Source organism: Mesoterricola sp. JemC181 (assembly GCF_055384585.1).
Genome location: NZ_AP045076.1, coordinates 2149113 through 2172269, shown reverse-complemented (window position 1 = coordinate 2172269; position 23157 = coordinate 2149113). Strand labels below are relative to the sequence as shown.

Annotated in this window: 22 protein-coding genes and 1 pseudogene; 8 read left to right on the top strand and 15 right to left on the bottom strand. The window is 69.8% G+C overall.

Features of this window, described 5'->3' with window-relative positions; genetic code table 11:
• Positions 1–36: 36 nt before the first annotated feature.
• The gene (locus ACZ5MC_RS09470; protein WP_464517612.1) at positions 37–948 is read right to left on the bottom strand and encodes an SPL family radical SAM protein; all 912 of its coding nucleotides are present in this window, start codon (positions 946–948) and stop codon (positions 37–39) included.
• Positions 949–1089: 141 nt separating this feature from the next.
• Between ACZ5MC_RS09470 and ACZ5MC_RS09465 the strand changes: the two genes are divergently transcribed.
• Entirely contained in the window at positions 1090–2307 is a 1218-nt protein-coding gene (locus tag ACZ5MC_RS09465; RefSeq protein WP_306600086.1) for a 6-phosphofructokinase, read from the top strand.
• Positions 2308–2318: 11 nt separating this feature from the next.
• The gene (locus ACZ5MC_RS09460) at positions 2319–2960 is read left to right on the top strand and encodes a SagB/ThcOx family dehydrogenase (protein ID WP_464517611.1); all 642 of its coding nucleotides are present in this window, start codon (positions 2319–2321) and stop codon (positions 2958–2960) included.
• On the opposite strand, the gene ACZ5MC_RS09455 is transcribed toward ACZ5MC_RS09460, so the two are convergent.
• From ACZ5MC_RS09455 to ACZ5MC_RS09425, 7 genes are all read right to left on the bottom strand, one after another.
• The gene (locus ACZ5MC_RS09455; protein WP_464517610.1) at positions 2926–5226 is read right to left on the bottom strand and encodes a PAS domain S-box protein; all 2301 of its coding nucleotides are present in this window, start codon (positions 5224–5226) and stop codon (positions 2926–2928) included. The two genes, ACZ5MC_RS09460 and ACZ5MC_RS09455, sit on opposite strands and share 35 nt — an antisense overlap.
• 6 nt (positions 5227–5232) lie before the next feature.
• The gene (locus ACZ5MC_RS09450; RefSeq protein ID WP_464517609.1) at positions 5233–6237 is read right to left on the bottom strand and encodes an ABC transporter substrate-binding protein; all 1005 of its coding nucleotides are present in this window, start codon (positions 6235–6237) and stop codon (positions 5233–5235) included.
• 194 nt (positions 6238–6431) lie between these two features.
• Positions 6432–7802 carry a tryptophanase gene (locus ACZ5MC_RS09445; RefSeq protein ID WP_306600082.1) on the bottom strand — a complete coding sequence of 457 codons (1371 nt, stop codon included), beginning with the start codon at positions 7800–7802 and terminating at the stop codon, positions 6432–6434.
• A 125-nt stretch (positions 7803–7927) separates the two neighbouring features.
• Complete coding sequence (locus ACZ5MC_RS09440) at positions 7928–10066, bottom strand: acetate--CoA ligase family protein (RefSeq protein WP_464517608.1); 2139 nt, start codon at positions 10064–10066, stop codon at positions 7928–7930.
• Positions 10067–10118: 52 nt separating this feature from the next.
• Positions 10119–10577, bottom strand: a complete 459-nt coding sequence (locus ACZ5MC_RS09435; RefSeq protein WP_464517607.1) for a hypothetical protein — start codon at positions 10575–10577, stop codon at positions 10119–10121.
• Between the two features lie 61 nt (positions 10578–10638).
• Complete coding sequence (locus ACZ5MC_RS09430; protein WP_306600079.1) at positions 10639–11529, bottom strand: polysaccharide deacetylase family protein; 891 nt, start codon at positions 11527–11529, stop codon at positions 10639–10641.
• 10 nt (positions 11530–11539) lie between these two features.
• A complete protein-coding gene (locus ACZ5MC_RS09425; protein ID WP_464517606.1) occupies positions 11540–12001 on the bottom strand; it encodes an HNH endonuclease in 462 nt (153 codons plus the stop codon).
• Positions 12002–12195: 194 nt separating this feature from the next.
• Here ACZ5MC_RS09425 and pssA point away from each other — a divergent pair, with 194 nt between their 5' ends.
• Both pssA and ACZ5MC_RS09415 read left to right on the top strand, forming a co-directional pair.
• On the top strand, positions 12196–13596 hold the full coding sequence (pssA, locus tag ACZ5MC_RS09420; RefSeq protein WP_306600076.1) for a CDP-diacylglycerol--serine O-phosphatidyltransferase: 1401 nt from the start codon (positions 12196–12198) through the stop codon (positions 13594–13596).
• A 165-nt stretch (positions 13597–13761) separates the two neighbouring features.
• Complete coding sequence (locus ACZ5MC_RS09415; RefSeq protein ID WP_306600075.1) at positions 13762–13968, top strand: Thivi_2564 family membrane protein; 207 nt, start codon at positions 13762–13764, stop codon at positions 13966–13968.
• Between the two features lie 70 nt (positions 13969–14038).
• Here ACZ5MC_RS09415 and ACZ5MC_RS09410 read toward each other — a convergent pair whose 3' ends face one another.
• Positions 14039–14290: a hypothetical protein gene (locus tag ACZ5MC_RS09410; RefSeq protein WP_306600074.1), complete on the bottom strand. Its 252-nt coding sequence runs from the start codon at positions 14288–14290 to the stop codon at positions 14039–14041.
• A gap of 291 nt (positions 14291–14581) precedes the next feature.
• On the opposite strand from ACZ5MC_RS09410, the gene ACZ5MC_RS09405 reads away from it, so the two are divergent.
• Both ACZ5MC_RS09405 and ACZ5MC_RS09400 read left to right on the top strand, forming a co-directional pair.
• Positions 14582–14914, top strand: a complete 333-nt coding sequence (locus ACZ5MC_RS09405) for a hypothetical protein (protein ID WP_464517605.1) — start codon at positions 14582–14584, stop codon at positions 14912–14914.
• A 31-nt stretch (positions 14915–14945) separates the two neighbouring features.
• Complete coding sequence (locus ACZ5MC_RS09400) at positions 14946–15782, top strand: phosphatase PAP2 family protein (protein ID WP_464517604.1); 837 nt, start codon at positions 14946–14948, stop codon at positions 15780–15782.
• On the opposite strand, the gene ACZ5MC_RS09395 is transcribed toward ACZ5MC_RS09400, so the two are convergent.
• The 3 genes from ACZ5MC_RS09395 to ACZ5MC_RS09385 form a co-directional block, all read right to left on the bottom strand.
• Positions 15783–17504, bottom strand: coding sequence for a DUF3943 domain-containing protein (locus ACZ5MC_RS09395; RefSeq protein WP_464517603.1), 1722 nt, complete (start codon positions 17502–17504; stop codon positions 15783–15785).
• A 130-nt stretch (positions 17505–17634) separates the two neighbouring features.
• Complete coding sequence (tsaE, locus tag ACZ5MC_RS09390) at positions 17635–18063, bottom strand: tRNA (adenosine(37)-N6)-threonylcarbamoyltransferase complex ATPase subunit type 1 TsaE (RefSeq protein WP_306600070.1); 429 nt, start codon at positions 18061–18063, stop codon at positions 17635–17637.
• Entirely contained in the window at positions 18056–19468 is a 1413-nt protein-coding gene (locus ACZ5MC_RS09385; protein ID WP_464517602.1) for an NAD(P)H-hydrate dehydratase, read from the bottom strand. The genes tsaE and ACZ5MC_RS09385 overlap by 8 nt, the downstream gene beginning before the upstream one ends.
• Before the next feature lie 51 nt (positions 19469–19519).
• Here ACZ5MC_RS09385 and ACZ5MC_RS09380 point away from each other — a divergent pair, with 51 nt between their 5' ends.
• Together ACZ5MC_RS09380 and ACZ5MC_RS09375 are read left to right on the top strand one after the other, a co-directional pair.
• The gene (locus ACZ5MC_RS09380) at positions 19520–20089 is read left to right on the top strand and encodes a peptidylprolyl isomerase (RefSeq protein WP_306600068.1); all 570 of its coding nucleotides are present in this window, start codon (positions 19520–19522) and stop codon (positions 20087–20089) included.
• Positions 20090–20166: 77 nt separating this feature from the next.
• On the top strand, positions 20167–20562 hold the full coding sequence (locus ACZ5MC_RS09375; RefSeq protein ID WP_306600067.1) for a cobalamin B12-binding domain-containing protein: 396 nt from the start codon (positions 20167–20169) through the stop codon (positions 20560–20562).
• Here ACZ5MC_RS09375 and ACZ5MC_RS09370 read toward each other — a convergent pair.
• From ACZ5MC_RS09370 to lexA, 3 genes and pseudogenes are all read right to left on the bottom strand, one after another.
• Positions 20559–21149, bottom strand: coding sequence for a LolA family protein (locus ACZ5MC_RS09370; protein WP_464517601.1), 591 nt, complete (start codon positions 21147–21149; stop codon positions 20559–20561). The two genes, ACZ5MC_RS09375 and ACZ5MC_RS09370, sit on opposite strands and share 4 nt — an antisense overlap.
• 550 nt (positions 21150–21699) lie before the next feature.
• Positions 21700–22275 (bottom strand): annotated as a pseudogene (locus ACZ5MC_RS09365) (GTP-binding protein); the annotation flags it as partial.
• A 126-nt stretch (positions 22276–22401) separates the two neighbouring features.
• On the bottom strand, positions 22402–23052 hold the full coding sequence (lexA, locus tag ACZ5MC_RS09360; protein WP_306600064.1) for a transcriptional repressor LexA: 651 nt from the start codon (positions 23050–23052) through the stop codon (positions 22402–22404).
• Positions 23053–23157 lie beyond the last annotated feature (105 nt).

Below are 23157 nucleotides of genomic sequence, written 5' to 3'. Positions count from 1 at the left end.
ACCGTCATTCTCCCATGATCCCGCGTCGCGCCGACATCACATGCTCTCGAAAAGGCTGCGGTGGGCGGCGACGAGGGGGCGGCACGGCGGCACGACCCGGGTTTCCTTGGCCTCCCGCCTCCGGGACCGCGGGAAGGTCGCCTGGAGGACGCCCGCCACCTGCGCCACGTAGTCCCCATCCAGGATGAACAGCCAGTCGTTGCGGGCCAGCACGTCATAGAAAGGGTCGTCCTTGAGCAGGCGCAGGCCGCCCACCCAGGCCCCGGAGGCCCCGCTGTCCTTGGCCCGGCGGGCGAAGGCTTCGGGGTTGTGCACGGGCATGAGGGGGGCCACGGCCAGGTTGACTTCGATCCCGGCCTTGGCCAGGCGCTCCATGGCGGCCCAGCGGGAGGGGATGGGCGGGGACCGGGGCTCCACCACCTGGCGCACCGTGTCGTCGTCCGTGGGGATGGAGAAGCCCACCCGCACCCGGGGCCCGAAGGCCTTGAGCAGTTCCAGGTCCTGCAGCACCAGGGGGGAGCGGGTGTGCACCAGCACGCGGGTGGTGGGGCACTTCAGGAGCACTTCCAGGCAGGCCCGGGTGAGGCGGAACTCCCGCTCCAGGGGCTGGTAGGGGTCGGTGGCGGAGGCGAGGAACACCGTCTGGCCGTGCAGGCGGTGACGCTGGTTCCAGAGGAGTTCGGGGGCGTTCAGCTTGGGCACGGCCCAGGTGCCCCACAGGGCCCGGTCCACGGGCTTCCCCTTCTCCCCGGGCAGGGCCTGGGGGTAGTCCCGCACGTAGCAGTAGCGGCAACCGTGCTCGCAGCCCCGGTAGGGGCTGAGGGCGAACCCGAAGCCGTAGCGGTCGTCCTTCTGGGGCCGCAGGATGCTCCGGGCCTCCTCGGGCTCCACCTGGAGGTCGTGGAACAGCTCCCTGGGATGCTCGAGGGCGAGAAGCGGCGGCGTCATACCTGTATGATTCGCCTTTTTTTCGTGGCGTCAAGGGTGCATTCCGTCACGACCCCCGCCAGCCCGTTGACGCGGCCCCCTCCAGGCAGCCTAGACTTCCTTAAATCATTATCCAGTTTGCGATTACCGGAAGGATGGCCCATGCGTCAACTCAAAGGCAAAGCCGTGGTCGCCCAGGGGGGCGGTCCCACCGCCGTCATCAACCAGAGCCTGGTGGGCCTGGTGATCGAGGCCCGGAAATGGCGCTACATCACCAACGTCTACGGCGCGCGGTTCGGCGTGAGCGGCATCATCAACGAGGACTTCCTCGACCTCTCCCAGACCACCACCCACAACCTCGAGATGGTCGCCGCCAGCCCCTCCTCGGCCCTGGGCTCCACCCGGGTCAAGCCCGACGAGGCCTACTGCGCGCGCATGGTGGAGGTCTTCCAGAAGCACGGGGTGCGGTACTTCTTCTACATCGGCGGCAACGACTCCGCCGAGACCTGCCGCATCGTGGCCACCTACGCCAGGCTCGTGAACTACGAGCTGCGGGTCATCCACATCCCCAAGACCATCGACAACGACCTGGCGGTGACCGACCACTGCCCGGGCTTCGGGTCCGCGGCGCGCTTCGTGACCTCGGCCTTCGCGTGCCTGGACCTGGACAACTTCGCCATCCCCGGCGTCTTCCTGGGCGTGGTCATGGGGCGTCACGCGGGCTGGCTCACGGCGAGCTCGGTCATGGCCCGGCGCGACCCCAAGGACGGGCCGCATCTCATCTACGTGCCCGAGCGGGTCTTCGACACGGACCGCTTCCTGGACGACGTGGAGCGCGTCCATTCCGCCTACGGCCGCTGCGTGGTGGCGCTCTCCGAGGGCATCGTGGGCGCCGACCACCGGCCCGTGCTCACGCACCTGCAGCCCGAGTCCGAGTTCGACGCCTTCGGCAACGTGCAGCTCTCCGGCCGCGGCACCCTGGGCGACGCGCTCTCCGACGCCATCAAGCAGCGCCTGGGCATCAAGCGCGTGCGGTGCGACACGTTCGGGTACCTCCAGCGCTCCTTCCTGGGCGTCATCTCCGACTCGGATTCCAGCGAGGCCCGGGACGTGGGGGAGACCGCGGTGCACTTCGCCTTCAACCGCCAGGTGAACGGTTCGGTGGCCATCCGCCGCACCGGGGACTACTCCGTGGACTACTTCCTCACGCCGCTGGAGACCGTCGCCGCCCACACCAAGCTGCTCCCGCCCGAGTACCTCAAGGGCGACAGCGACATCGACGAGTCCTTCCGCGACTACGCCCGGCCCCTCATCGGGACCATCCCGCACTTCGACCGCATCATCGCGCCCAGGGTCGATCCCGCGAGCGCCGAAGCCTGAAGGAGTCCGCCATGATCCGCCTGTCCCTCGCCCTCTGCGCCGCCCTCCTCGCGGGCGCCCAGGAACCCCTGAGCCTCCCGGCCGTCCCGGCCGAAGGCCCCTCCCTCGCCTCCGCCCTCAAGGGCCGCGCCACGGTGCGCCTCCTGGCCGGACCCGCGCCCGCCCTGGCCGAGGCCGGCCAGCTCCTGTGGGCCGCCCAGGGCGAGAACCGTCCCGGCAGGCGCACCGTCCCCTCCGCCAAGGCGAAGTATCCCCTTGAGCTCTATCTCCTCACCGCCGATGGGCCGGGGATCAAGGCGGGCTTCTACCACTACCTCCCCGCGGGCCACAGGCTGGCCCGGCTGGGCGACGCCGCCCCGGAGGTCCTGGGCCGGATCAAGGGCATGCAGCCCTGGATCAAGGACGCCCCCGCTGTCTTCGTGGTGGCGGGCGATCCCACCCGCCTCGAGAAGTCCGGCACGGGCCCCGCCCTCGCCTTCACCTACTACGAGGCCGGCTCCGCCGCCCAGGCCCTCCTCCTCCAGGCCACGGCCCTGGGGCTGGGCGCCGGCACCGCCGCGGGCGTGGATCTGGCGGCCGTGGGGGCCGAGCTCAAGCTGCCCGCGGGGATCCAGACCCTCATGCTCCTGCCTGTGGGACATCCGAAGCGCTGAGCGCGCCCAGGCGCTCCTGCAGTTCCTCCATGCTGAAGGGCTTGGACATCAGGGTGACCCGGGGCCAGGCCTCGACCAGATCCAGGGCGGTCTGGTCCACCCGGCCCGTGGCCAGCAGCACGGGCACGTCCGGCCTGAGGGCCCGCAGGAGCGGGAGGGTTCCGGCCCCGCCCAGCCCGGGCATGTTCATGTCCAGGATCACCACGTCGGGGCTGCTTGATTCAAGCAGGGCCAGGGCCTCCTCGCCGCTGCGCGCGGCGGCGATGCCGTGGCCCAGGATGCCCAGCAGGATCCCGGTGGACGTCTGGATCAGCTCGTCGTCGTCCACCAGGAGCACCTGGAGGGTCCCCTGGCCGGGGCGCGCCGCGGACGCGCCGGAGGCGGCGGAGGGCGCGGGCGCGGCCTCGCAGGCCGGGAATCTCATCGCCACGAGGGTGCCCTGCCCCGGCCAGCTCTTCAGCTCCAGGACGCCCCGGTGGGCCTTCACGGTGCTGTAGACCAGGGACAGGCCCAGCCCGGTGCCCTTGCCCACGCCCTTGGTGGTGAAGAAGGGATCCAGGGCCTTCTCCAGGACCTCGGGGGCCATGCCGGTGCCGGTGTCCTCCACCTGGACCTCGATCCAGGCGTCGCCCACGTTGCGGGTGCGCAGGGCCAGGGTGCCGCCTTGGGGCATGGCGTCCACGGCGTTGACGCAGAGGTTCATGAACGCGTGGGCCAGGGCGCCGGGATCCCCGCGCATGGGCCTCAGGGCGGGCGCCAGGGCCAGTTCCAGCTGCACCCGGGAGAGGGTGGTGCGCTCCAGGATCCGCACGTTGTCCATGAGGACCGCGTTCACGTCCAGTTCCGTGTCCTCCGCGAGGCTGCGCCGGGCGAAGGCCAGGAGGCTCTTCACCAGCTCCCGGCCCCGCACCGCGGCCCTGGTGATGGTGTCGAAGGCCTGGTGGGCCGGGCTCTCCGGGGGCTGGACCTCCAGGTGGGCCGTGGCCAGGCCCAGGATCGCCCCCAGGACGTTGTTCATGTCGTGGGCAACGCCTCCCGCGAGGCTGCCCAGGCTTTCCATCTTTTGGGCCTGCTGGAGCTGGGCCGACAGGACCTGGCGCTGGGCCTCGGCCTGGCGGCGCTCGGTGATATCCAGGATCAGGGCCACGAAGTAGTCCACCCCGCCCCCGGGCGTCCTCACGCAGCGCACCGCCAGTTCCGCCTCCAGGATCCCTCCGTCCTTCTTCAGGAACCGCTTCTCGAGGGCGTAGCCTTCCAGTTCGCCCCGCATGACCTGCTCGAAGCGGACCTGGTCCGCGGCGAGGTCCCCGGGATGGGTGAGATCCGCCCAGCTCCTGCCCTTGAGCTCCTCCCGGCCGTAGCCCAGCATGTCGCAGAGGTGGTCGTTCACCTCCAGCCACCCCTTTTCCGGCGAGGTGATGCAGATCCCGATGAGCGGGAGGTCGAACCAGGCGCGGAAGCGCGCCTCGCCCTCCCGGGCGGCCACGGCCTTGATGCGCCGGGCGGTCTCCCGCTCCAGCTCGCGGGTGGACGCCTGGAGCTTGTCGGTCATGGCGTCGATGGATCCGGCCAATTCCCCGAACTCGTCCATGGGGCCGGCGCCGAAGCGGAAGTCCAGGTCGCCGTCGGCAACCCTCCTCACCCCCGCGTGAAGCGGCTCGAGGCGCCTCCGGATGAGCCGGGCGAGATGCGTGGCCGCGAGGCTGGTGACGACGGCCAGGGCGGACGCGAACAGGCCGATGATGATGGCGAGCCGCCGGTAGGCTTCCTCCACCCGGGCCCCGGTGCCCCTTTCAAGGTTCGCGGCGAGACCGTTGTAGGTGGCGGCCTTGAGGAGCATCTGGCTGTAGAGCCTTTTGTCGAGCTCCTCCAGGATCTCCCGGTTCCCGCCGGCCCTCTGCAGGGCGCCGGTGTTGGCCACGATGCGCTGGAAGATGGAGGCGTTCTCCTTCAGGATCACGCGCAGTTCCTCGATCGTGCGCGCATCCCCCTCCTCGCGGAAGAGGGCGCCGGCCTTGGCCAGCAGCGCCTCGCCCTCGTCCAGGTGAAGGAACCACTGGCGCCTCGCGCGCTCCTCCCGGTGCAGGAAGTACTGGTCCCGGGCCGAGTTGCGCTCAAGGAAATTGACCTTGACGGCGTTGGCCAGGAGGTATTCGCTCTTGGCGCGCCGGAAGGCCAGCAGGGACCCCGCCACCACCGGCACCATGAGGAGGAGGGCCGCCAGCGTCGCGGCGGAGATGAGCCTCAGGCGGGACGCGATGCGCATGCCGGGCTACCGCGTGAACCGCACGGCCTCGGGCCGCACCGCCCGGAGGCTGTCGAGGTGGATGTAGTCCCGGTAGTCCGGCATCGCCTTCCGCTCCGCGAGGTTGTTGTTCATGGCCCACCGCGTCTCGTCCTCCAGGGTGATCAGGAGGGTCTGGTCCAGGAGGACCCGGTAGCGGAAGCTGTTCCACACCTCCCGCACCAGCTCCGGGGCCGTGCCCGTGGCCTTGGCCACGATGGCCTGGGCCTCCCCGGGATGCTCCTTGACGAAGCCTTCCGCCCGGATCAGGGCGCGGAGCAGGCGCTCCGCCGCCGCGGGGTTCCGGCGCACGAAGGCCTGCTGGGCGGCGATGTTGAACGTCTCGGTGAAAACCTCCCGGTCGAAGATCAGGATCCCGTTGGCGCCCAGCCGCCGCTTGATGATGGCCAGGGGGTAGTTCCAGGTGCAGGCCGCGTCCACCCGCCCCTCCACCAGCGCCCGCTCCATCTCGTCGGGCGCCATGGGCACCCCGTGGATGCCCGTCCTCGGGAGCCCGACGGCCAGGAGGATGGCGTCCATGAAGACCTCGGACGTGGTCCCCGGCGTGAAGGCGATGCGCTTGCCCCGAAGGTGCGCGGGTTCGGAGATGCCCGCGTCCCGCCGGGCCACCACGGCATTGTTCATGGTGGAGGCCTCGATGTTGGCGATGACGGTGATCCTCTCGCCCTTGAGCACGCTGAACATGAAGGGCGTCTCGGCGACGGTGGCGAAATCGGCCTTCCCGTCCACCACGTCCTGGAGGCAGGCCTTGCCGTAGCTGTGGATGACCGGGCTGACCTCGAGGCCCTCGGCGGCGAAGTATCCCTTGGCCGCGGCCACGTTGACCAGGGTGCTCTGGGGCTGGACCGTGTAGGCGAGGGTGATGCGGTTCCCCGGACCCCCGGCCGCGGACCGCCGGCACCCCGGGGCCGCGCACGCGAGAAGGCCGCAGATCAGCAGGAGGGCGTGGGAGAGGACGGTCCGGAGGGCCATGGGCTGCCTGTAAAGTGTTGAGCAGCCTGGATTATGAACTATCTTTTTGGTCCAGAAAGGGGAAAGTTGAGTTTTCCAAACGGGGAACCGCCCCGCCTTTCCGGCGGGTCATGGGAAAGCCGGGGATCGCCCGGGACCCCGCGGATGCGTTCAAGAACCCGCGGGTGCCCCCGGATCATCCCCCTCCGGGCGGATCAGGCCCAGGTCATCTCGGCCGTGAAGTGCCGCAGGTACTTGGTCTGCTTGGCGATGCGCACGCCGCGCACCTCGTGGGCCTTGGCCTTGAGTTCGCAGATCACCTCGGCGGCGAAGTCGAAGTGGCTCTGGGTGTAGACCCGGCGCGGGAAGGCCAGGCGCACCAGCTCCATGGGGCCGTAGTGCTCCACCCCGTCGTCGTCGCGGCGCCCGAACATCACCGAGCCGATCTCCACGCCCCGGATGCCGCCCTCCAGGTAGAGGGCGTTGGCCAGGGACCAGGCCGGATAGTCCTGGGGTCCCAGGTGGGGCAGGAACGCCTTGGCGTCGATGTAGACGGCGTGGCCGCCGGTGGGCTCCACGATGGCCACGCCCCCGGCCAGGAGCTTCTCGCCCATGTACTCGGCGGTGCGCAGGCGGTAGCGCAGGTAGTCCTCCTGAAGGACCTCCTCCAGGCCCACGGCCAGGGCCTCCAGGTCGCGCCCGGCCAGGCCCCCGTAGGTGGGGAAGCCCTCGGTGAGGATGAGGTTGTTGCGCGCGGCCTCCACCCAGCGTTCGTCCTTGAGGGCGATGAAGCCCCCGATGTTGACCATGCCGTCCTTCTTGGCGCTCATGGTGCAGCCGTCGGCGTACCGGAACATCTCCTGGGCGATGCTCTCGATGGTGCGGTCCTGCATGCCCTCCTCGCGGAGCTTGATGAACATGGCGTTCTCGGCGAAGCGGCACACGTCCAGGATGAGGGGCTTGCCGTAGCGCTTGAGGAGCTCGCTGTAGGCGCGGATGTTGGCCATGGACACGGGCTGGCCGCCGCCGGAGTTGTTGGTGATCGTGAGCATGCCGAAGGGAACGCGGTCCCCCTTGGTCTTCAGCAGGTCCTCCACCTTGCCCAGGTCGATGTTGCCCTTGAAGGGGTGGATGGTGCGGGGCTGGGTGCCTTCGGGGATCACCAGGTCCGCGGCCTCGACGCCGCCGAACTCCAGGTTGGCGCGGGTGGTGTCGAAGTGCGTGTTGTTGGGGACGATGTCGCCGTTCTTCGTGGCCACGCCGAAGAAGATGCGCTCGGCGGCGCGGCCCTGGTGCGTGGGGATGATGTGGGGGTAGCCGGTGAGCTTCTGCAGCACGGCCTGGAGGCGGAAGAAGCTGCGCGCGCCGGCATAGCTCTCGTCGCCCTCCATGATGGCGCCCCACTGCCTGGCGCTCATGGCGCCGGTGCCGGAGTCGGTGAGGAAGTCGAGGATGACGTCCTGGGCGCGGAGCTTGAAGACGTTGAGTTTCGCGTCGGCCAGGAGCACGTCGCGCTCGGCGCGGGTGGTCATGCGGATGGGTTCGACGCTCTTGATGCGGAAGGGTTCGATCATGGTCTTGGGCATGGGTACCTCGGAGGGTGGGTTCGTGGAGGAAGGGGGGACGCGGCTGCTCAGAGCGCCCTATCCTCGCACGCGGAGCGCGCTTCGTGCTCCGCCCTCCGCTGCTTGCTCCGGCACCCAGGAATCATTCAAGCCTCCGCGAGGATCCGGAGGCCCTGGAGAGCCTTTTCCATGGTCAGGAAGACCGGCAGGCCGGCCTTCATGAGCGCTTCGCGGTACGGTTCGTAGAGGGCCCCGCCCTCCACCGCCACACCCACGCGCTTGCCCGATTCCCGCGCCAGGGTGGCCAGCGCCCCGGCGAAGGCATCCATGCCGGCGGGATCCGTGGTGTCCAGGCGCCGCGTGAAGGGCACCAGGCCGATCACCAGGGTGTCGGCGGCGGTGGCCGCCACCAGGCGCGCCGCGGCAAGGTACGCCGCCTCGTCGGCCATGGGCGTGACGTCCAGGGGGAGCCTGGGGTTCACCAGCTCCGAGAGCTTGTGGGCCTCCAGCAGGGCCTTCAGGGACACCACCTCGTTCTCCGCCAGGACGTGGCCCGTGACGGCCCCCTCCAGCAGGTCCGCGCTCGCCACGCTCTCGTAGCCGGCGTTGCTGATCACCGCCACCCGCGCGGGCTTGCCCGCGGGGAAGGCCGACACCCACGCCAGCGCGGCGTCGAAGACGCCCATGCTCTCGCACACGATGATCCCCGCGCGCTTGAGGAGGGCCTTCTGCAGGGCCCAGTCCCCGGCCAGGGCCCCGGTGTGGCTGCTGGCGGCCTTCTGGCCCTCGCTGCTGCGCCCGCCCTTGTAGAGCACCACCCACTTGCCCTTGGCGATCACCTCGCGTGCCGCCAGGGCCGTGGCCAGGAGATCGCCGGGCTGGAAGCCCTCCACGTAGGTGGCGATGACCCGGGTCTGTTCGTCCCCGCCCAGGGCCGCGATGAAGTCCGAGAGGCGCACGTCGATCTGGTTGCCGATGGACACCGCGTAGCGCAGCGGCAGCCCCGGCGCCGAGGACAGGCGCGAGATGAGGAAGGCCCCGCTCTGGCTCACCAGGGAGAGGGAACCGCCCCTGGCCTCCACGGGCAGCTTCTCCTGGGGGATGAACAGGGTGTTCACCCTGCCGTCGCTGCTGAGGAAGCCCAGGCCGTTGGGTCCCACCAGGGCCGGCGTCCACAGGCCCCGGGCCCGGCGCCGGGCCAGGAGGTCCGTGAGGAAGGCGCCGCGGCCTTCGGTGTCGGCGCCGTCGCCCACGCCGCCGGGGACCAGGTACACCACCTGGGCGCCCCCGCCCTGCTCGCAGAGCTGCTGGATGGCGGCCACCGTCTGGGCAGCGGGGAGGCAGAGGATGAGCATGTCCACGGGCCGCGCGGCCAGGTCCTCGATGCCCCCAAGGCAGGGAAGGCCGTCGATCTCGGCGGTGCCGGGCTTGATGGGGAGGATGGCGGCGCGGTCAAGGGTGGAGGTGAGGAGGTTGTCGAGGATCATGCGCCCCGGAGTGCCGGGCCGGGCGGAGATGCCGGCCAGGGCGACGGTGCGGGGCTTGACCAGCAGGTCCAGGAGGTGGGCGGGAGGCAGGCCCTTCGGGGCGGCCGGAGCGGCCTCGCCGAGGCTCCCCACGCCGTCCAGGGCCACGGGCCGGCCCTCGGGATCCAGGACCACGGGGTTCATCTCGAGGAGTTCGGCCCCGCGGCTGTCCAGGAGGTCCGCCAGCGTCCACAGGCCGCGCAGGTAGGCGAGCACGGCGCCCTCGGTGGTGAGCGCCTTGCCCTGGCGCAGGGTGCCCAGCCAGACCCGGCCCAGGTAGTGGGCCTTGAAGTCGGCCAGGGCCTGCTCGGGGGTGACCAGGGCCAGCGGCCACAGGCAGGGGCGGATCTCCTCGGCCCAGGCGTTGGTGTGGAGCCCGCCGATGCCCAGCACCACGGTCCACCCGGCCTCGGGGGTGCGGCGCAGGGCCACCAGGGCCTCCGTGGGCAGGCCCGGCACCTTGCGGAAGTCAACCATCTCCACCACCAGCATGCCCACCCAGGGCCCCCCGGCGGTCTTCTCCATGTCCTGGGCGTGGGCCCACGCCGTCTCCGCGTCGAAGGCCTCGAACCGCACCAGGCCGATATCCGACTTGTGCCACACGTCCTGGGCGACGCCCTTGAGCACGACCTTCTCGCCGGCCTTGAAGGGCAGGCGGTCCACGTCCTCGCGGGTCCGGACCAGACCCCGCCGCAGCCCCGGCAGGCCTGCCAATTCCAGCAGGTCGTAGGCTTCCAGCTCGTGGATGAAGGTGCTCATGAAGACTCCGGGCAGCAAACGGGATTATCCCTGGCCCGGCAAGTGCAGGGGGTCACGAACGGGCCTGCGGCTTCGCCCCGGCTGTCCTCTGCTCCAGGTCGTCGAGGAGGTCCTTGTAGTAGCTCGCGTCGGTGTCCGTCTCAACCCCCGCGCCCGTGATGGAACCCGTCGTCGTATCCATCCATTCCTGGTGGATCAGCATCCGGACCACGGCGGTGCCGTCGGGCTGGGGCGTCACCAGCATGGATCCGCCCACCTTGACGATGTGCTTCGAATCGGAGGTCCGGCCTTGAAAGACCCGGGCGAAGCTGATGATGCCCAGGGAACTCTCGGCGGACCGGATGACGTACTGGTGGTCGAGGAGGACCTCGATGGCCCTGGTCATGAGCCCGGCCGCAGGCAGGGTCCGGCAATGGGCCTGCAGGGTGGGAGGCGGCGCCCCGGCCAGGGCGGCGGGGTGGGAAAGGGCGATTCCCAGGGCCAGGAAGGCGTGCAGGGGGAGGCGGGTCATGGGACACCTCGTTCCGGGAAGGATCGTTGAAGGGTAGACCCCCGCCGGCACTGAAGGTTGACTAGCCCCCGAAGCTGACCCACCCGGCCCGGCCCGGGATCTCGATGCGGGAGAGCTCCCGCGCGGGAGGATTCGCGGCCTTCAGCTCCGGCACCCAGTCCGCGTGCGTGCGCACCCGCACCTCCCGGTCCCGCAGGCCCTGGAGGAAGGCCTCGAAGGTGCCGGCCAGGGCGCCCCCTTCCACCTCGGTGTGGAGGGCGTAGACGTTGAGCGCGTCCTCCCGCAGCAGGGACCAGACCTTCTCGTTCACGTCGGCCGCGGTCATGCCGTCCAGGCCCAGGTACTCGTCCAGGGTGGGCAGCGTGGTGGGCACCTGGAGGGTGGCCAGGGTGCGGCCCTTCACCACGGGGTAGAAGGGCGACAGGCCCCGGCAGTCCCCGGCGTAGTCCAGCCCGTACTGCTCCTGGATCTCCAGGGTGGCGTCGTTGCAGCGCCAGGCGGGGCTCACCGCGCCCCGGGCGGCCTCGCCGAAGACCTCCCGGAAGGCGGCGTGGGCGTCCCGGAACCAGGCTTCCAGCCACGGCCGGGACTTGCGGTCCAGGAGGTCGTGGTACTGCACGTGGTCCCAGCCGTGGATGGCCACCTCGTGCCCGGCCTCGCGGGCGCTGCGGATCTCGGCGGCGGCGCGCTTCCAGATGATGGGGGCCGGCAGCAGGACCCCGTACATCATGGTCTTGAAGCCGTAGAGCTTCGCCCCGCCGGTGCGGCGCATCTTCTCCAGGAAGCCCTTGCGGAAGATGCGGCGCAGGGCCTTGCCGGAGTTGTCCGGCCCGAAGCTGAAGTAGAAGCTGGCCTGCATCTTCTGCTTGTCCAGCATCCGCAGCAGGGCGGGAATGCCCTTCAGGGAGCCCTCGAGGGTGTCCACGTCCACGCGCAGCGAAATCGTCTTCATGGGATCGATTCTACGCCGCCGAACCCTCTTTGAGGATCTCTTCGAAGCGCCGGAACAGGTGGGCCCGGGGGCCCTCGGGCACCTTCTTCAGGCGCATGCCGGCCTGGTCCGGGGTCCTGCCGCCCTTGTACTGGTTGCAGGGGAGGCAGCAGGCCACGAGGTTCTGCCAGGTGGAACGGCCACCCTGGCACAGGGGGACGATGTGGTCGATGGTGTCGGCGCGGTTGTGGCAGCCCTCGTACTGGCAGGTGTAGTGGTCCCGCCGCATCACCCTGCGGTCCAGGCGGCCCATGAGGAGCTTGCTCTCGGAACAGGCCTGGGCGTGGGGGAAGATGATCAGGAAGATGGCCCCGAACGGGTCCACGGAGCGGTCCAGGTTGGCGGGGTTGAGCACCTGGGCGCGGCCGGCGGCCACGGCCCGGATCGCCTTCCTGCGGGCAACCTCCATCATGGGCACGTAGTTCCTGTCCACGGCGATAATGGTGTTTGTAAGCGCTTTAGGCTGCAACGCTTGCCCCCGTTTCCTATCGTTTTATTCCTGGCCGGCTCCTGAACTAGTAATCCGATTACCCCGGTTGCCCGGGATGGTATGTGCCTGACCTAGTCTATCCAAAAGGGCACGGCCGGGATACGGCAGTCTTCCTGCGGGGGCGGTATGCTTCGGGAATGGGGATCTTCAATTTCATCTACCGGACCCGTCTCTCCCGAACCCTCCGCCTGATCCGGGTGGGAAGGCCGCCCACCGCGGACCCCCGCGGCCTTCCGGCCATCCCGGTCCCCGCCGCCCGGGTGCGGTGCCTCCTGGAGCCCGCGGCGCTGCGGACCGCGCTCCTGGAGGGCATCGCCGCGGCCCGGCGGCGCATCTACATCACGGCCCTGTACCTCCAGGACGACGCCGCGGGGCGGGAGATCATGGATGCCCTCCATGCCGCGGCCCGCGCCCACCCGGGCCTGGAGATCCGGGTCCTGGTGGACTGGCATCGCGCCCAGCGGGGCCTCATCGGCAAGGCCCGGAGCCGGGGCAACGCCGCCATGTACGAGGCGTATGCGGCCCGGGAGGGCTCCGGCGTGGCGGTCCTGGGGGTGCCCGTCCAGACGCGCGAGGTCTTCGGCGTCCTGCACCTCAAGGGCTTCATCCTCGACGACACGGTGATCTACAGCGGGGCCAGCCTCAACGAGGTCTACCTGAACACGTCGGGACGCTACCGGCTCGACCGCTACCACGTGATGGAGAGTCCGGCCCTGGCGGACTGCATGGTGAACTACCTGCGCCGGGTGGTGGCCAGCCCCGCCGTGACCTCCCTCACCCAGCCGCACCCGCCCGCCACCCGGAGCCTGCGGGGCGCCATCCAGGCCTTCCGCCGGCACCTGCGGGGCGCCCGCTACGAATTTGCCGCGGCCCGGCCCGGCCCCGGGGAGGTCGGCGTCACGCCCCTCTCGGGCTTCAGCCGCTCGCGGAACCCCCTCAACGACACGCTGATGGCCCTGGTCCAGGCCACCGAGCGCAGCCTGACCCTCTACACGCCCTACTTCAACCTGCCCCGGCCCCTGGCCCACGCCGTCTCCCGCCTGCTGGACCAGGGCCGGGAGGTCACCATCGTGGTGGGGGACAAGACCGCCAACGACTTCTACATCCCGCCCGGGGAGCCCTTCCGGTTCATCGGCCTGGTGCCCTACCTCTACGAGGCCAACCTCCGGCGCTTCACCCAGAAGCACCGGGAGGCCCTGGAGAGCGGGCGCCTGATCATCCACCTCTGGCGGCACGACGGGCATACCTTCCACGCCAAGGGCCTCGCCATCGACGGCCGCATCGCCGTCCTCACCGGCAACAACCTGAATCCCAGGGCCTGGAACCTCGACCTGGAAAACGGCCTGGTGATCCGGGACCCCGAGGGCCTGCTCGCGCAGATGCACGCCCTGGAACGGGAGACCATCCTGGCGCACACCACCCGGCTCCGCTCCAGCCAGGACCTGGAAACCCTGGCCAGCTATCCGCAGCCCGTGCGCAAGGCCCTGAAGCGCCTGAACCGGATCCAGCTCGACCGGTTCGCGAACCGGCTCCTCTGACCCCGGGCGCCCCCAATCTGATGGAATGCTCGCCCCGGCCCGGATTCGGAAGCGACTAAGGGTTGGGATCAATCAAAATAGACCCTGGCATCATTCCTGCTCCCTGGAGGGTTCCCATCGTTCCACGTCCCGGTGGGCGAACCAACGACCCCCCAAGGAGACACCATGCCGCTCATCAACCTCGTCATCATCCTGTGCGTGGTCGGAGTCCTGCTCTGGCTCATCAACACCTACATCCCCATGCAGTCGACCATCAAACGGATCATCAACATCGTGGTCATCATCGCGGTCGTGATCTGGCTGCTGTCGGTCTTCGGGATCATCTCCAACATCGGGGATGTGCGGGTGGGACATTCCGGGCGTTACCGCTAGCATTTCAGCTTCGCTTCACCGGCGCCGGCATGGCCGGCGCCGGTTCTGTCCCGGAAGGAATCGAGGGCGGTCAGGGACCGGGTTCCGGCTTAGGCTTGGTCTTCCGGGAGAGGAGGACCGGTTCCGGTTCCTCGGCGAGGGGATCCACGACGGACAGGTACCTGGGAAGCCGGAGAGGGGCCTGGGGCGCCTCGGGGAACCCATGGGCCCCCGTCTTCGGGTTTGGCGGGATGGCGTGGAGGCTCCCCGGGGCGACGGCGACGGCCGGGTCCGAGGCCGTCATGGGAAGGCACAGGAGGAGAAGCAGGTGATGGGTGCGCATGGGGACCTTTCCTGGATGGATCGCCGGGTGATCGGGACGGCCCCTTTCTTCCTGGGCCAGGCAGGGATCGCACCTTTCGGGCCACATGAATAAGTTCTTTATTTGCATTTTTTAATGCAGAATGCCCCGCCGGCGGGAGGTCGTGTCCTTCAATTCGGAGCCCCGCCCCTTTCACATTGATCGACCCGCCCGGGAAACGGGGTCTTCGGGTCGGCATAAATTATTGGATAAGGACAGGTTGGACCGATGGCACGGCACGTGCTCCTCCAGGGTCTTGGCAAAGGAGCCACCATGAAGAAGACCCTTCTGCGACTCGCCCTTCCCGCGGCGCTGGCGATTTTCGCCTGCGCGCCCGGATACACCCTGGTGCCGCAGCCCCAGGGCGACGAGGGCGTGCGCATGTCCCACGACGCGCCGCCCCGGGCCAGGCGGGAAACCCGCCCCGTCCGCCCCGGCCGGAACCACATGTGGATCAACGGCTACTGGGAACGCCAGAACGACCAGTGGGCCTGGGCCGGCGGCCGATGGGAGGAGCCCGCCCGCAGGGGCTCCAGGTGGATCAAGCCCAGGTACCACCATGAGAAGGACGGCTACCGCTACGAAGCAGGACGCTGGTCCAAGTGATCCATCCCCCCATGGAAGGCAGGCAATCCCCATGCGGGTCCTGTACCCCCTGATCCTTTCGGCCGGACTCCTGTGCGCACAGGCCCCCTCCGCGGACAGGAATCCCCCGTCGCCATCCCCTCCCGGGGCAACGGGCCCCATCGACCGGCCCTCGAACCTTCCCAGGCTGCTCCTGTCGGACACCCGGCGGGTCCTGGGCTCCAGGTGGGACCACCAGGACTGGCTGCTGGCGGGGGCTGGCGCCGCCGCCATCCTCGGCACGGCCCTCCTCCTGGACCATCCCCTGGACCGGTCCATGGCCCGCTCCGGCAGTCTCCACGACTGGGACCGCGCCGCCAAGGCCGTGGAGCCCCTCGGCAGCGCTCCGGGCGCCCTGATGGCCATCGGCGTCTACCTCGCCGGCACCGCCTTCCATGCTCCCGAAGTGCGGGCCACGGGCACCGACGCCATGCTGGCCGTCGCGATCTCGGAACTGGCCTTCGTGGTCCCGCTCAAGCTCCTGGCGGGCCGCTCCAGGCCCAGCGCCAACCGGGGAACCCATGACCTCCATCCCTTCTCCGGGGGAGCCTCCTTCCCTTCCGGGCACACGACCGTATCCTTCGCGCTGGCCTCCGTCATCGCCGGGCATGCGGACCGGCCCTGGGTCTCCTGGACCGCCTACGGCCTGGCCGGCCTGGTGGGCGTGGCCCGCATGGAGCAGCGCAGCCATTTCCTTTCGGATGTCACGGCGGGCGCCCTGGCCGGCGCCTTCGTGGGCAAGGTGGTCGTCGCCCACAACCAGGGGCTGCGGCATCCCGGAATCACGGTGTCCCTGGCGCCCGCCCTCCTCCAGGGGGGCTACGGGATGACCCTTGCGGCCCGGTTCTGATCACCGGGTCGCGCCGAACCCCGCGAAGCCCAGAAGGCTGTACACAAGGGCCACGGTCCCCACCGTCTGCCGGCTGTCGACGCGGTCCGGGTAGTGGGCGTCCCGCCTGGAGGCGATGTACTGGATGCCCAGGGCATGGCGGTGGTAGATCCGGAAGGTGAGGCCGAGGTTGAGGCGCTCGATGGCCTCCCGGCCGCCGGGGTCGTTGCCCCCGGTGCCGGTGATGTAGTAGCGCCGCCCCGTCAGATCGAACATCACCACGTCGCCAAGGATGAACCGGAAGGCGGCCAGGCCCTGGGGCGCGATTCCGAAGTGGTAGTCCCGGTCCCCCACCTGGGCGACGTTGCCGGCCGCGGCGTAGCCGAAGCCGCCGAGGAGGGAGCCCTGGAAGGAGATCGCCGGGGCCGGTTGCCACTGGAGGGTGGTGCCCACCGAGACCGAGGTGCTCGCCACCCGGAAGATGGTGGGCGCGATGTAGTCGTAGCCCCCGTAGAGTCCCCAGATGCCCTGCAGGTCGTCCCCCAGCTCGTAGCCGGTGCCGTAGAGCAGGCCCCGGATCATGATGCTGTCGACGGGATTGCTCATTTTGCCGAGGGTGCGGAACTCGAACTGGAAGTAGTCGAAGGGCCGGTCATAGGTGTACGTCCCCTTGCCGGGCAGTCCGTAGTCCAGGGAGAAGTCCAGGGTGGCCTCGTTGCGGCGGGTGGTGGTGGCCACGCCCTGGCTGACCAGGTTCGAGTGGAGGCTGCCGCCCAGCTGCAACCGCCACCGGAGGGCGGGATTGTTGCTGGGGAACACCGGCTTGAACCGGGTGCCGAAGGCGAAGCGGTTGATGGCCGCCGCCGGGGCCAGCAGCGCGGCGGCGGTCCGGTTCCAGAACCCGGGGTCCCTGCCCTTGCTCTCCAGCATGAGGTTGGAGAGCCGGAAGAGCACCTCCCCGAAGAAGCTCCCGCCGATGCCCGTGGCGATCTGGTCGTTGTAGGACGGCTTGGTGGTCTCCCCTCCGGTCTCCCACAGGAAGCTCCCGGCCTGGTCGTAGAGGAGCGCCTCCCAGTAGGTGAGGCCCGAGGACCGGGCGAAGGTGTGGTAGACGGTGCCCGTGTAGGGATGCATGAACTGGTTCATGGCGAAGGCGTCGGTGTCCACCACCCAGGGTCCGTGGAAGGCGTGGTCCCGCATGGAGGTGAAGGTGGAGCTGTAGACCCGCTTGCCGTCCTCGCGGTCGTTGGGGTGGGCGAGACGGTCGAAGCCGTTGAGCGCAAGGAGGAAGGACGGGATTTCCAGGGCCGGTACGAGGTAGCTCTTCCGGGCGCCGGTCTCCCAGGACATGGCCCCGGGGACGGTACGGCCCTGTTCCTTGAAGGCGCCCTGCCGGGTGATGGAGATGTCCTGCCGGTGGTCCGGCGCAGACTCGGTCAGCTCGATGACGTCGCCGGCCTTCAGGTCGGCATAGCCCTCCTTCGAGACCACGACGGTGAACGAGCCCGGTCCCGGGAGGCGCACGGTGTAGCGGCCCTCCGCATCCGTGGTGGCGGTGCCCCCCACCGCGCTGGTGCCCGCGGGCATGACCGTGACCAGGGCGCCCGCCACCGGGGCCTGGCTGGACCGGTCCTTCACGTAGCCCGTGATGTCCCCGGCCCGGGCGGCGCTCCAGGCCGAGAGCGCCACCGCGGCGTGGAGCACCGGGATGAGGAACCTGCGTTCGATCCGTCTGGTTGGCATGCCTCGACCTTCCCGCCCTCGGGCCCGGCTCATGCCGACCCAGGGGGAGAGCAGGTTCCATGCCAGCGGGAAACCGCGCTGTGGCGGGCTTCCACGATCGATGATCAATCACATTGACGGGGCGCCGCCTTCATTTCGAGAGAGGGAGGCTCCAGGTGGCGGTACGCTCGTCCCCTTCTCCGTCCAGCTCCAGGTCGGCCACCCAGTCGGTGGGCCAGGGGCCGGGGCCGCCCGCCCATTCCACCACCAGGTAGTCGGCCGGCGTCACGGTCTCCTCCAGGCCCAGGGTCCAGGCGCCGGCCTCCCCAAGGCGGTACAGGTCCAGGTGATGGATCTGCGCGCCGGGGCAGGCGTAGCGGTGGAGCACGGCGTAGGTGGGGGAGGCCACCTGGTCGGGGTCGCCCCCCAGGCCGGCCACGAAGCCGCGGGTCCAGGTGGTCTTGCCGGCGCCCAGGGGGCCCCGCAGGAGCCACGTGCCGCCCGGGGGCGTCAGCCGGGCCAGCTCGGCCCCCAGGGCCTCCGTGGCCCCTTCCTCCCGCAGGAGGCGTGTCTCAGGCATGGTCGTCCTCCGAATGGATGTCCCGCAGCAGCGCGGCCAGGGACGGGCCCAGGTCGCGGATGAGGATGGGCCCCGGCCCCAGCCGGTCCGCGGCGGCGCCGTGGAGCCAAACCGCGTCCGCCGCGGCCTGGCGCAGGGTGCGCCCGGCGGGGTTCCGGCGCCAGGCCGCCGCAGACGCCGCCACCATGCCGGCCAGGAAGTCCCCGGAGCCGCCCGTGGCGAGGCCGGGATGGCCCGTGGGGTTCACCCAGACCTCGGCCAGGCCGCCGCCGGCCACGAGGGTCTGGGCGCCCTTGAGGACGAGGACTCCCGGCCCCAGGGCCACCTCCCGGGCCCGGACCGTCCGACTGCCGCCGGGCCCGAAGAGCCGCTCGAATTCGCCGGGGTGGGGCGTGATGACGGTGGATTCCCGGTCCATCCAGCGCGGGCCCTCCCCGGCCTTGAGGGCCGAGGCGTCCACCACCAGGGGGCCGTCCCAGGCGGGCACGTCCGCCACGCCCCCGGGACCCGCGAGCAGCGTGTCGACGCCTTCGGGCACGGCGCCGTCCCAGGCGCGCACCATGGCCTCCGGCACCTGGCAGGCCACCTCGGCGCGCACGGCGGCGTCGGTGAGCACCGTCACCAGGCCCGCCCCCATGCGCAGGGCGCCCAGGGCCGCCAGGACGGCGGCCCCCGACATCCCCGGGGTGCCGGCGCGGATGGCAACATGGCCGAAGTCCCGCTTGTGGCCGTCCCAGCGCGAGGGACGGGGCCGGGGGCGCTCCAGGAGACGCATCCCGGCCTCGGGGGCGCCGTGCAGGGGGATGGGGACGAGGGTGATCTCCCCGCAGAAGTCCCGGGCCGGGCGAAGGCCGTGGCAGATCTTCAGGTGGCCGAAGGCCGCGGTGCGGGTGGCCCGGATGGCGGGGCCGGCGGGTTCTGCCGAGCCCGGGTCGAGGCCCGAAGGCAGGTCCAGGGCCAGCACCCGGGCCCCTTCCAGGGCCTCCACCCAGGCGCGGGCGGGACCCTCCAGCGGCAGGCGCGTGCCCAGGCCGAAGAGTCCGTCCACCACCCAGCCCCGGAAGCCGGCGGCGGCCTCCCGCGGGTCGGCGGCGTGGCGGAAGGTACCGCCCAGGCCGGTCCACAGGCGGGCCTGGAGAGCCGCGTCGCCCTTCCAGGCGGGTGCGGGGTCCAGCGTCCAGACCTCCACCTCCCGGCCGCGGAGCCGCGCCAGGCGCGCCAGGGCCAGGGCGTCGCCGCCGTTGTTGCCGGGACCGGCCAGCACGTGGAGGGGACCGCCGGCGGGCAGCAGCTCCAGCGCGCCCAGGGCCGCGTGCTCCTGGAGCACGAGGGAGGGCACGCCCCAGCCCTGGATGGACCTGTGTTCCAGGTCCCTCATTTCCTGGGCGGTCAGAAGCGGGATCATGCGGGTCTCCAGGATGAGCTAGGATAGATCCACAATCCCATGGAGACCAGCGTGCGAAAAGTCCTGACCGTCCTCTTCCTGGCCCTGCCCCTCCTCGCGGCCAAGCCCAAGGTGGAGATCACCACCACCGCCGGCGCCTTCACCGTGGAGCTCGAGCCCGACGCGACGCCCGTGACCGTGGCCAATTTCATGAACTACGTGAAGAAGGGCTTCTACCCCGGCACCATCTTCCACCGGGTGAAGAAGTCCGCCCCCGCCATCATCCAGGGCGGCGGCCACACCCCCGACCTGGCCAAGAAGCCCACCGACGCCTCCATCAAGTGCGAGGCCGACCTGGCCAAGGCCAAGGGGCTCAGCAACGTGCGCGGCACCATCGCCATGGCCCGGGAGAGCCTGCCCGACAGCGCCAAGGCCCAGTTCTACATCAACGTGAAGGACAACAAGGCCCTGGACTTCAAGGCCCGCAACCTCGCCGACTTCGGCTACTGCGTGTTCGGCAGGGTCATCAAGGGCATGAACGTGGTGGACAAGATCGCCGCCGCCAAGACCAGCACCCAGAAGACCATGACGGACGTCCCCGTGAACCCCGTGACCATCACGGCGGTCAAGGAAGTGCAGTAATCCGTCACAAGTGTCCCGCCGCCGGCCCCCCGCGGACCCGGGGGTAAACTATAATCCAGGCATACGCTGGAGTTGAAATGGCCTCTTCCCCCATTCGTGTGATCATCGCCAAACCCGGCCTCGACGGGCACGACCGCGGCGCCAAGGTCGTCGCCCGGGCCCTTCGGGACGCGGGCATGGAGGTGATCTACACGGGCCTGCGGCAGACGCCCGCCCAGATCGTGGCCGCCGTGGAGCAGGAGGACGCGCAGGTCCTGGGGATGAGCATCCTCAGCGGCGCGCACAACCAGATCTTCCCCGAGGTCATGCGCCTCATGAAGGAGAAGGGCATCGACGACGTGCTGGTGTTCGCGGGCGGAATCATCCCCGACGAGGACATCCCCGCGCTGAAGGACCTGGGCATCCAGGCCATCTTCCAGCCCGGGACGAACACCGACGACGTGGTGGCCTTCATCAACAAGGCCCTTGCCTAGTTGTTGATCCACCGGGTCCCCGCGGGGGGCTTGAAGGTGAAGGTCGCCGCGTCGAAGGGCGCGGGCACGTGGGGCGACAGGAACTCCAGCACCTGGTTCGCCCCGGTGGGATCCACCCAGCTGATGCGCAGGGGCATGCCCCCCTTCCCTTCCAGCCGCACCTTGGGCAGCCCGGGCTTGCGGGGCTCCAGGGTGAAGGCGTCCGGCACGGATCCGGCCTTGATCGTGAAGACCTGGTCCAGGGCGGCGGGGTCCAGCAGGACGTACAGGAGGGGCGCGTCCTTGGCCGCGCTGCGCAGGTCCACCTTCTGGGCGGTGCGGGCCTCGGCGTCGTACTGGATGAGCTTGCGGCCGTCGGCCACGAGCAGGAGGCCCTTGCGGTACTCCACCCGAAGGCGACCGCCCTTGGCCAGGCGGAGGATGCCGGTGCGCTTGAGCTTGCCGAAGACGGCGCTGTCGGACTCCTGGACGAAGCCCGCCTCCACGCGGGGGGCGCCGGTGAAGGCCTTCCACCAGGCGGGGGGTTCCGCCGCCGCCAGGGCCTGGGCCCCGAGGAGGGCGGTCGCGAGGGCCAGCACTTGCCGCATGTCAGGACCTCTTGATTTCCACGGAGACCACTCCGGAGGCGCCCCACGCGGGGGCGGAGCGATGAAGGACCGCGGAGCCCACCTCGGTGCCGTTCTGGCGCACCGTCACCACCACTTCCACGTCGCCGTCCATGGCGAAGGGGGAGAGGGTGAGATGCAGGTCCGCATGGGGACGGGCCTGGGGCACCCGGGGCATGGCCACGGCCACGGGGGCCACGGGGGACGAGGCCTTGTGCGGGACCGGGGCTGACGGCGGCTTCAGGTGCACCCGCGGGGCCGCCGGAGCGCCCTTGCCCAGGGCGGGGGAGAGCTTCACGTGGAGGGGCGCCATCACCTGGACGGGCACGGTGCGCACCGGGGCGGCGCCGCCGGAGGTCTCGGCCTCGCCCAGGAGGTCCCGGGCCTGGGCCAGGTCCAGGGTGCTCAGCGCCTCCGGGGGGGCGCCGGACTCCCGGTATTCGTCCGGCATGGAGAACTCGGAGGTGTGCAGCGCCGTGGGTGCGGGCTCCGGAGGGAGCTTCACCCCCGCGGCCTCCACCAGGTGGAGGGCCTTGATGTTGGCCAGGGCGAGCTTCGTGATGCCCCGCAGGGTCTCGAAGACGCCCGTGCCGTCGGAGGCGATGGACTGGAAGCTGGTCTTGCCGTCCGGGTTGAGTTCGCGCTCCAGGACGTCCACGGGGATGATGTTCTTCAGGTCGCGCTTGTTCCACTGGAAGATCAGGGGGATGTCCTTGAGGTCCAGCCCCAGCTCGCGGAGGTTGTCCCGCAGGTTCTGGAAGCTCTCCCGGTTGGCGTCGAGCATGGCGGTCTGGCTGTCCGCCACGAACACGATGCCGTCCACCCCCTTGAGCACCAGCTTGCGGGTGGAGTTGTAGAAGACCTGCCCGGGCACCGTGTAGAGCTGCAGCTTGCTCTTGAACCCGCCCACCATGCCCACGTCCATGGGCAGCAGGTCGAAGAACAGGGTCCGGTCCGTCTCGGTGTTCAGGGACACCATCTCCCCGCGGGCCTTCTGCGACGTGCGGCCGTAGATCGTGTTGAGATTGGTTGTTTTCCCGCACAGGCCAGGGCCGTAATACACAATCTTCGTCGTCATCTGACGCGTGGCGTGGTTGAAAAACACCATTTTCTGGGACTCCGGGCTCAAGGTGAGTGTAACGAGAACCCTTCCCCGCCTTCAATCATTTAGGAAAATAGCTGGGAACGCCCGCCCCCGGCTGGCCGGAAGGCGGGCGTTGGGCCGTGCGACGCTTCAGCAGCTGCGCATGACTCCGACCAGGACACCCTGGATGGCGATGCGCTCGGGCGCGAAACATTTGGGCGAGAGATCGGGGTTGTGGGGAATGAGCCAGACGCCCTGGGGGTCCTTCCGGAACTCCTTCAGGGTGGCCTCCTCGCCGTCGATGAGGGCCACCACGCGGTCCCCGTTCCGGTAGTCGCCGCGGCGCTGGAGCACCACCAGATCCCCGTCCAGGATGGAGTCCTCCACCATGGAATCCCCGCGCACCCGCAGGACGAAAAGCTCCTGCCGTTCCCGGTGGATGCAGTTGGGCACCTCGAGGGGGATGGCCCGGGATTCGGGCAGGAGAGGCTGGCCGGCGGCCACGTCGCCGCAGAACGGGACGGACCGGGCGCGCTTCCCGTCGTCATGGCCCCACTCGCTGGAGGAGAGCTCCCGGGGCGCCGCGGCCGGTTCCTGGGCGAGGACGATGTTGTTGCCCTTCCCATGGCTGCGGTCCAGGAATCCCTTATCCATCAGGTGCTGGACATGTTTATGAATGGTGCTTACAGCGCTGGAACCGACACCCTCGGCGATTTCCTTGAGGGTGGGGCTCCGCTCTTCGGTTTCGAGAAACTTCCGAATGAACTGGAGCACCGCAAGTTGGCGTTTTGTAAGGTCCATTGGCTTCATAACCCATAAGATAGACGAAACCCCGACCCCCGTCAATCCCTTTTTTTTCGCCTCGATGTTCAAAAAAATTTCCATGCCCCCCTCAATCTAATCCGA

What these genes read in the sequence shown, in the direction of transcription:
- ACZ5MC_RS09440 (WP_464517608.1), bottom strand. Translation starts at nt 10,066, where the DNA reads ATGAGCACCTTCATCCACGAGCTGGAAGCCTACGACCTGCTGGAATTG.
- ACZ5MC_RS09435 (WP_464517607.1), bottom strand. Translation starts at nt 10,577, where the DNA reads ATGACCCGCCTCCCCCTGCACGCCTTCCTGGCCCTGGGAATCGCCCTT.
- ACZ5MC_RS09460 (WP_464517611.1), top strand. Translation starts at nt 2,319, where the DNA reads ATGATCCGCCTGTCCCTCGCCCTCTGCGCCGCCCTCCTCGCGGGCGCC.
- tsaE (WP_306600070.1), bottom strand. Translation starts at nt 18,063, where the DNA reads ATGCCTGAGACACGCCTCCTGCGGGAGGAAGGGGCCACGGAGGCCCTG.
- ACZ5MC_RS09415 (WP_306600075.1), top strand. Translation starts at nt 13,762, where the DNA reads ATGCCGCTCATCAACCTCGTCATCATCCTGTGCGTGGTCGGAGTCCTG.
- pssA (WP_306600076.1), top strand. Translation starts at nt 12,196, where the DNA reads ATGGGGATCTTCAATTTCATCTACCGGACCCGTCTCTCCCGAACCCTC.
- ACZ5MC_RS09455 (WP_464517610.1), bottom strand. Translation starts at nt 5,226, where the DNA reads ATGCGCATCGCGTCCCGCCTGAGGCTCATCTCCGCCGCGACGCTGGCG.
- ACZ5MC_RS09470 (WP_464517612.1), bottom strand. Translation starts at nt 948, where the DNA reads ATGACGCCGCCGCTTCTCGCCCTCGAGCATCCCAGGGAGCTGTTCCAC.
- ACZ5MC_RS09430 (WP_306600079.1), bottom strand. Translation starts at nt 11,529, where the DNA reads ATGAAGACGATTTCGCTGCGCGTGGACGTGGACACCCTCGAGGGCTCC.
- ACZ5MC_RS09375 (WP_306600067.1), top strand. Translation starts at nt 20,167, where the DNA reads ATGGCCTCTTCCCCCATTCGTGTGATCATCGCCAAACCCGGCCTCGAC.
- lexA (WP_306600064.1), bottom strand. Translation starts at nt 23,052, where the DNA reads ATGGACCTTACAAAACGCCAACTTGCGGTGCTCCAGTTCATTCGGAAG.
- ACZ5MC_RS09370 (WP_464517601.1), bottom strand. Translation starts at nt 21,149, where the DNA reads ATGCGGCAAGTGCTGGCCCTCGCGACCGCCCTCCTCGGGGCCCAGGCC.
- ACZ5MC_RS09400 (WP_464517604.1), top strand. Translation starts at nt 14,946, where the DNA reads ATGCGGGTCCTGTACCCCCTGATCCTTTCGGCCGGACTCCTGTGCGCA.
- ACZ5MC_RS09465 (WP_306600086.1), top strand. Translation starts at nt 1,090, where the DNA reads ATGCGTCAACTCAAAGGCAAAGCCGTGGTCGCCCAGGGGGGCGGTCCC.
- ACZ5MC_RS09450 (WP_464517609.1), bottom strand. Translation starts at nt 6,237, where the DNA reads ATGGCCCTCCGGACCGTCCTCTCCCACGCCCTCCTGCTGATCTGCGGC.
- ACZ5MC_RS09410 (WP_306600074.1), bottom strand. Translation starts at nt 14,290, where the DNA reads ATGCGCACCCATCACCTGCTTCTCCTCCTGTGCCTTCCCATGACGGCC.
- ACZ5MC_RS09395 (WP_464517603.1), bottom strand. Translation starts at nt 17,504, where the DNA reads ATGCCAACCAGACGGATCGAACGCAGGTTCCTCATCCCGGTGCTCCAC.
- ACZ5MC_RS09445 (WP_306600082.1), bottom strand. Translation starts at nt 7,802, where the DNA reads ATGCCCAAGACCATGATCGAACCCTTCCGCATCAAGAGCGTCGAACCC.
- ACZ5MC_RS09385 (WP_464517602.1), bottom strand. Translation starts at nt 19,468, where the DNA reads ATGATCCCGCTTCTGACCGCCCAGGAAATGAGGGACCTGGAACACAGG.
- ACZ5MC_RS09405 (WP_464517605.1), top strand. Translation starts at nt 14,582, where the DNA reads ATGAAGAAGACCCTTCTGCGACTCGCCCTTCCCGCGGCGCTGGCGATT.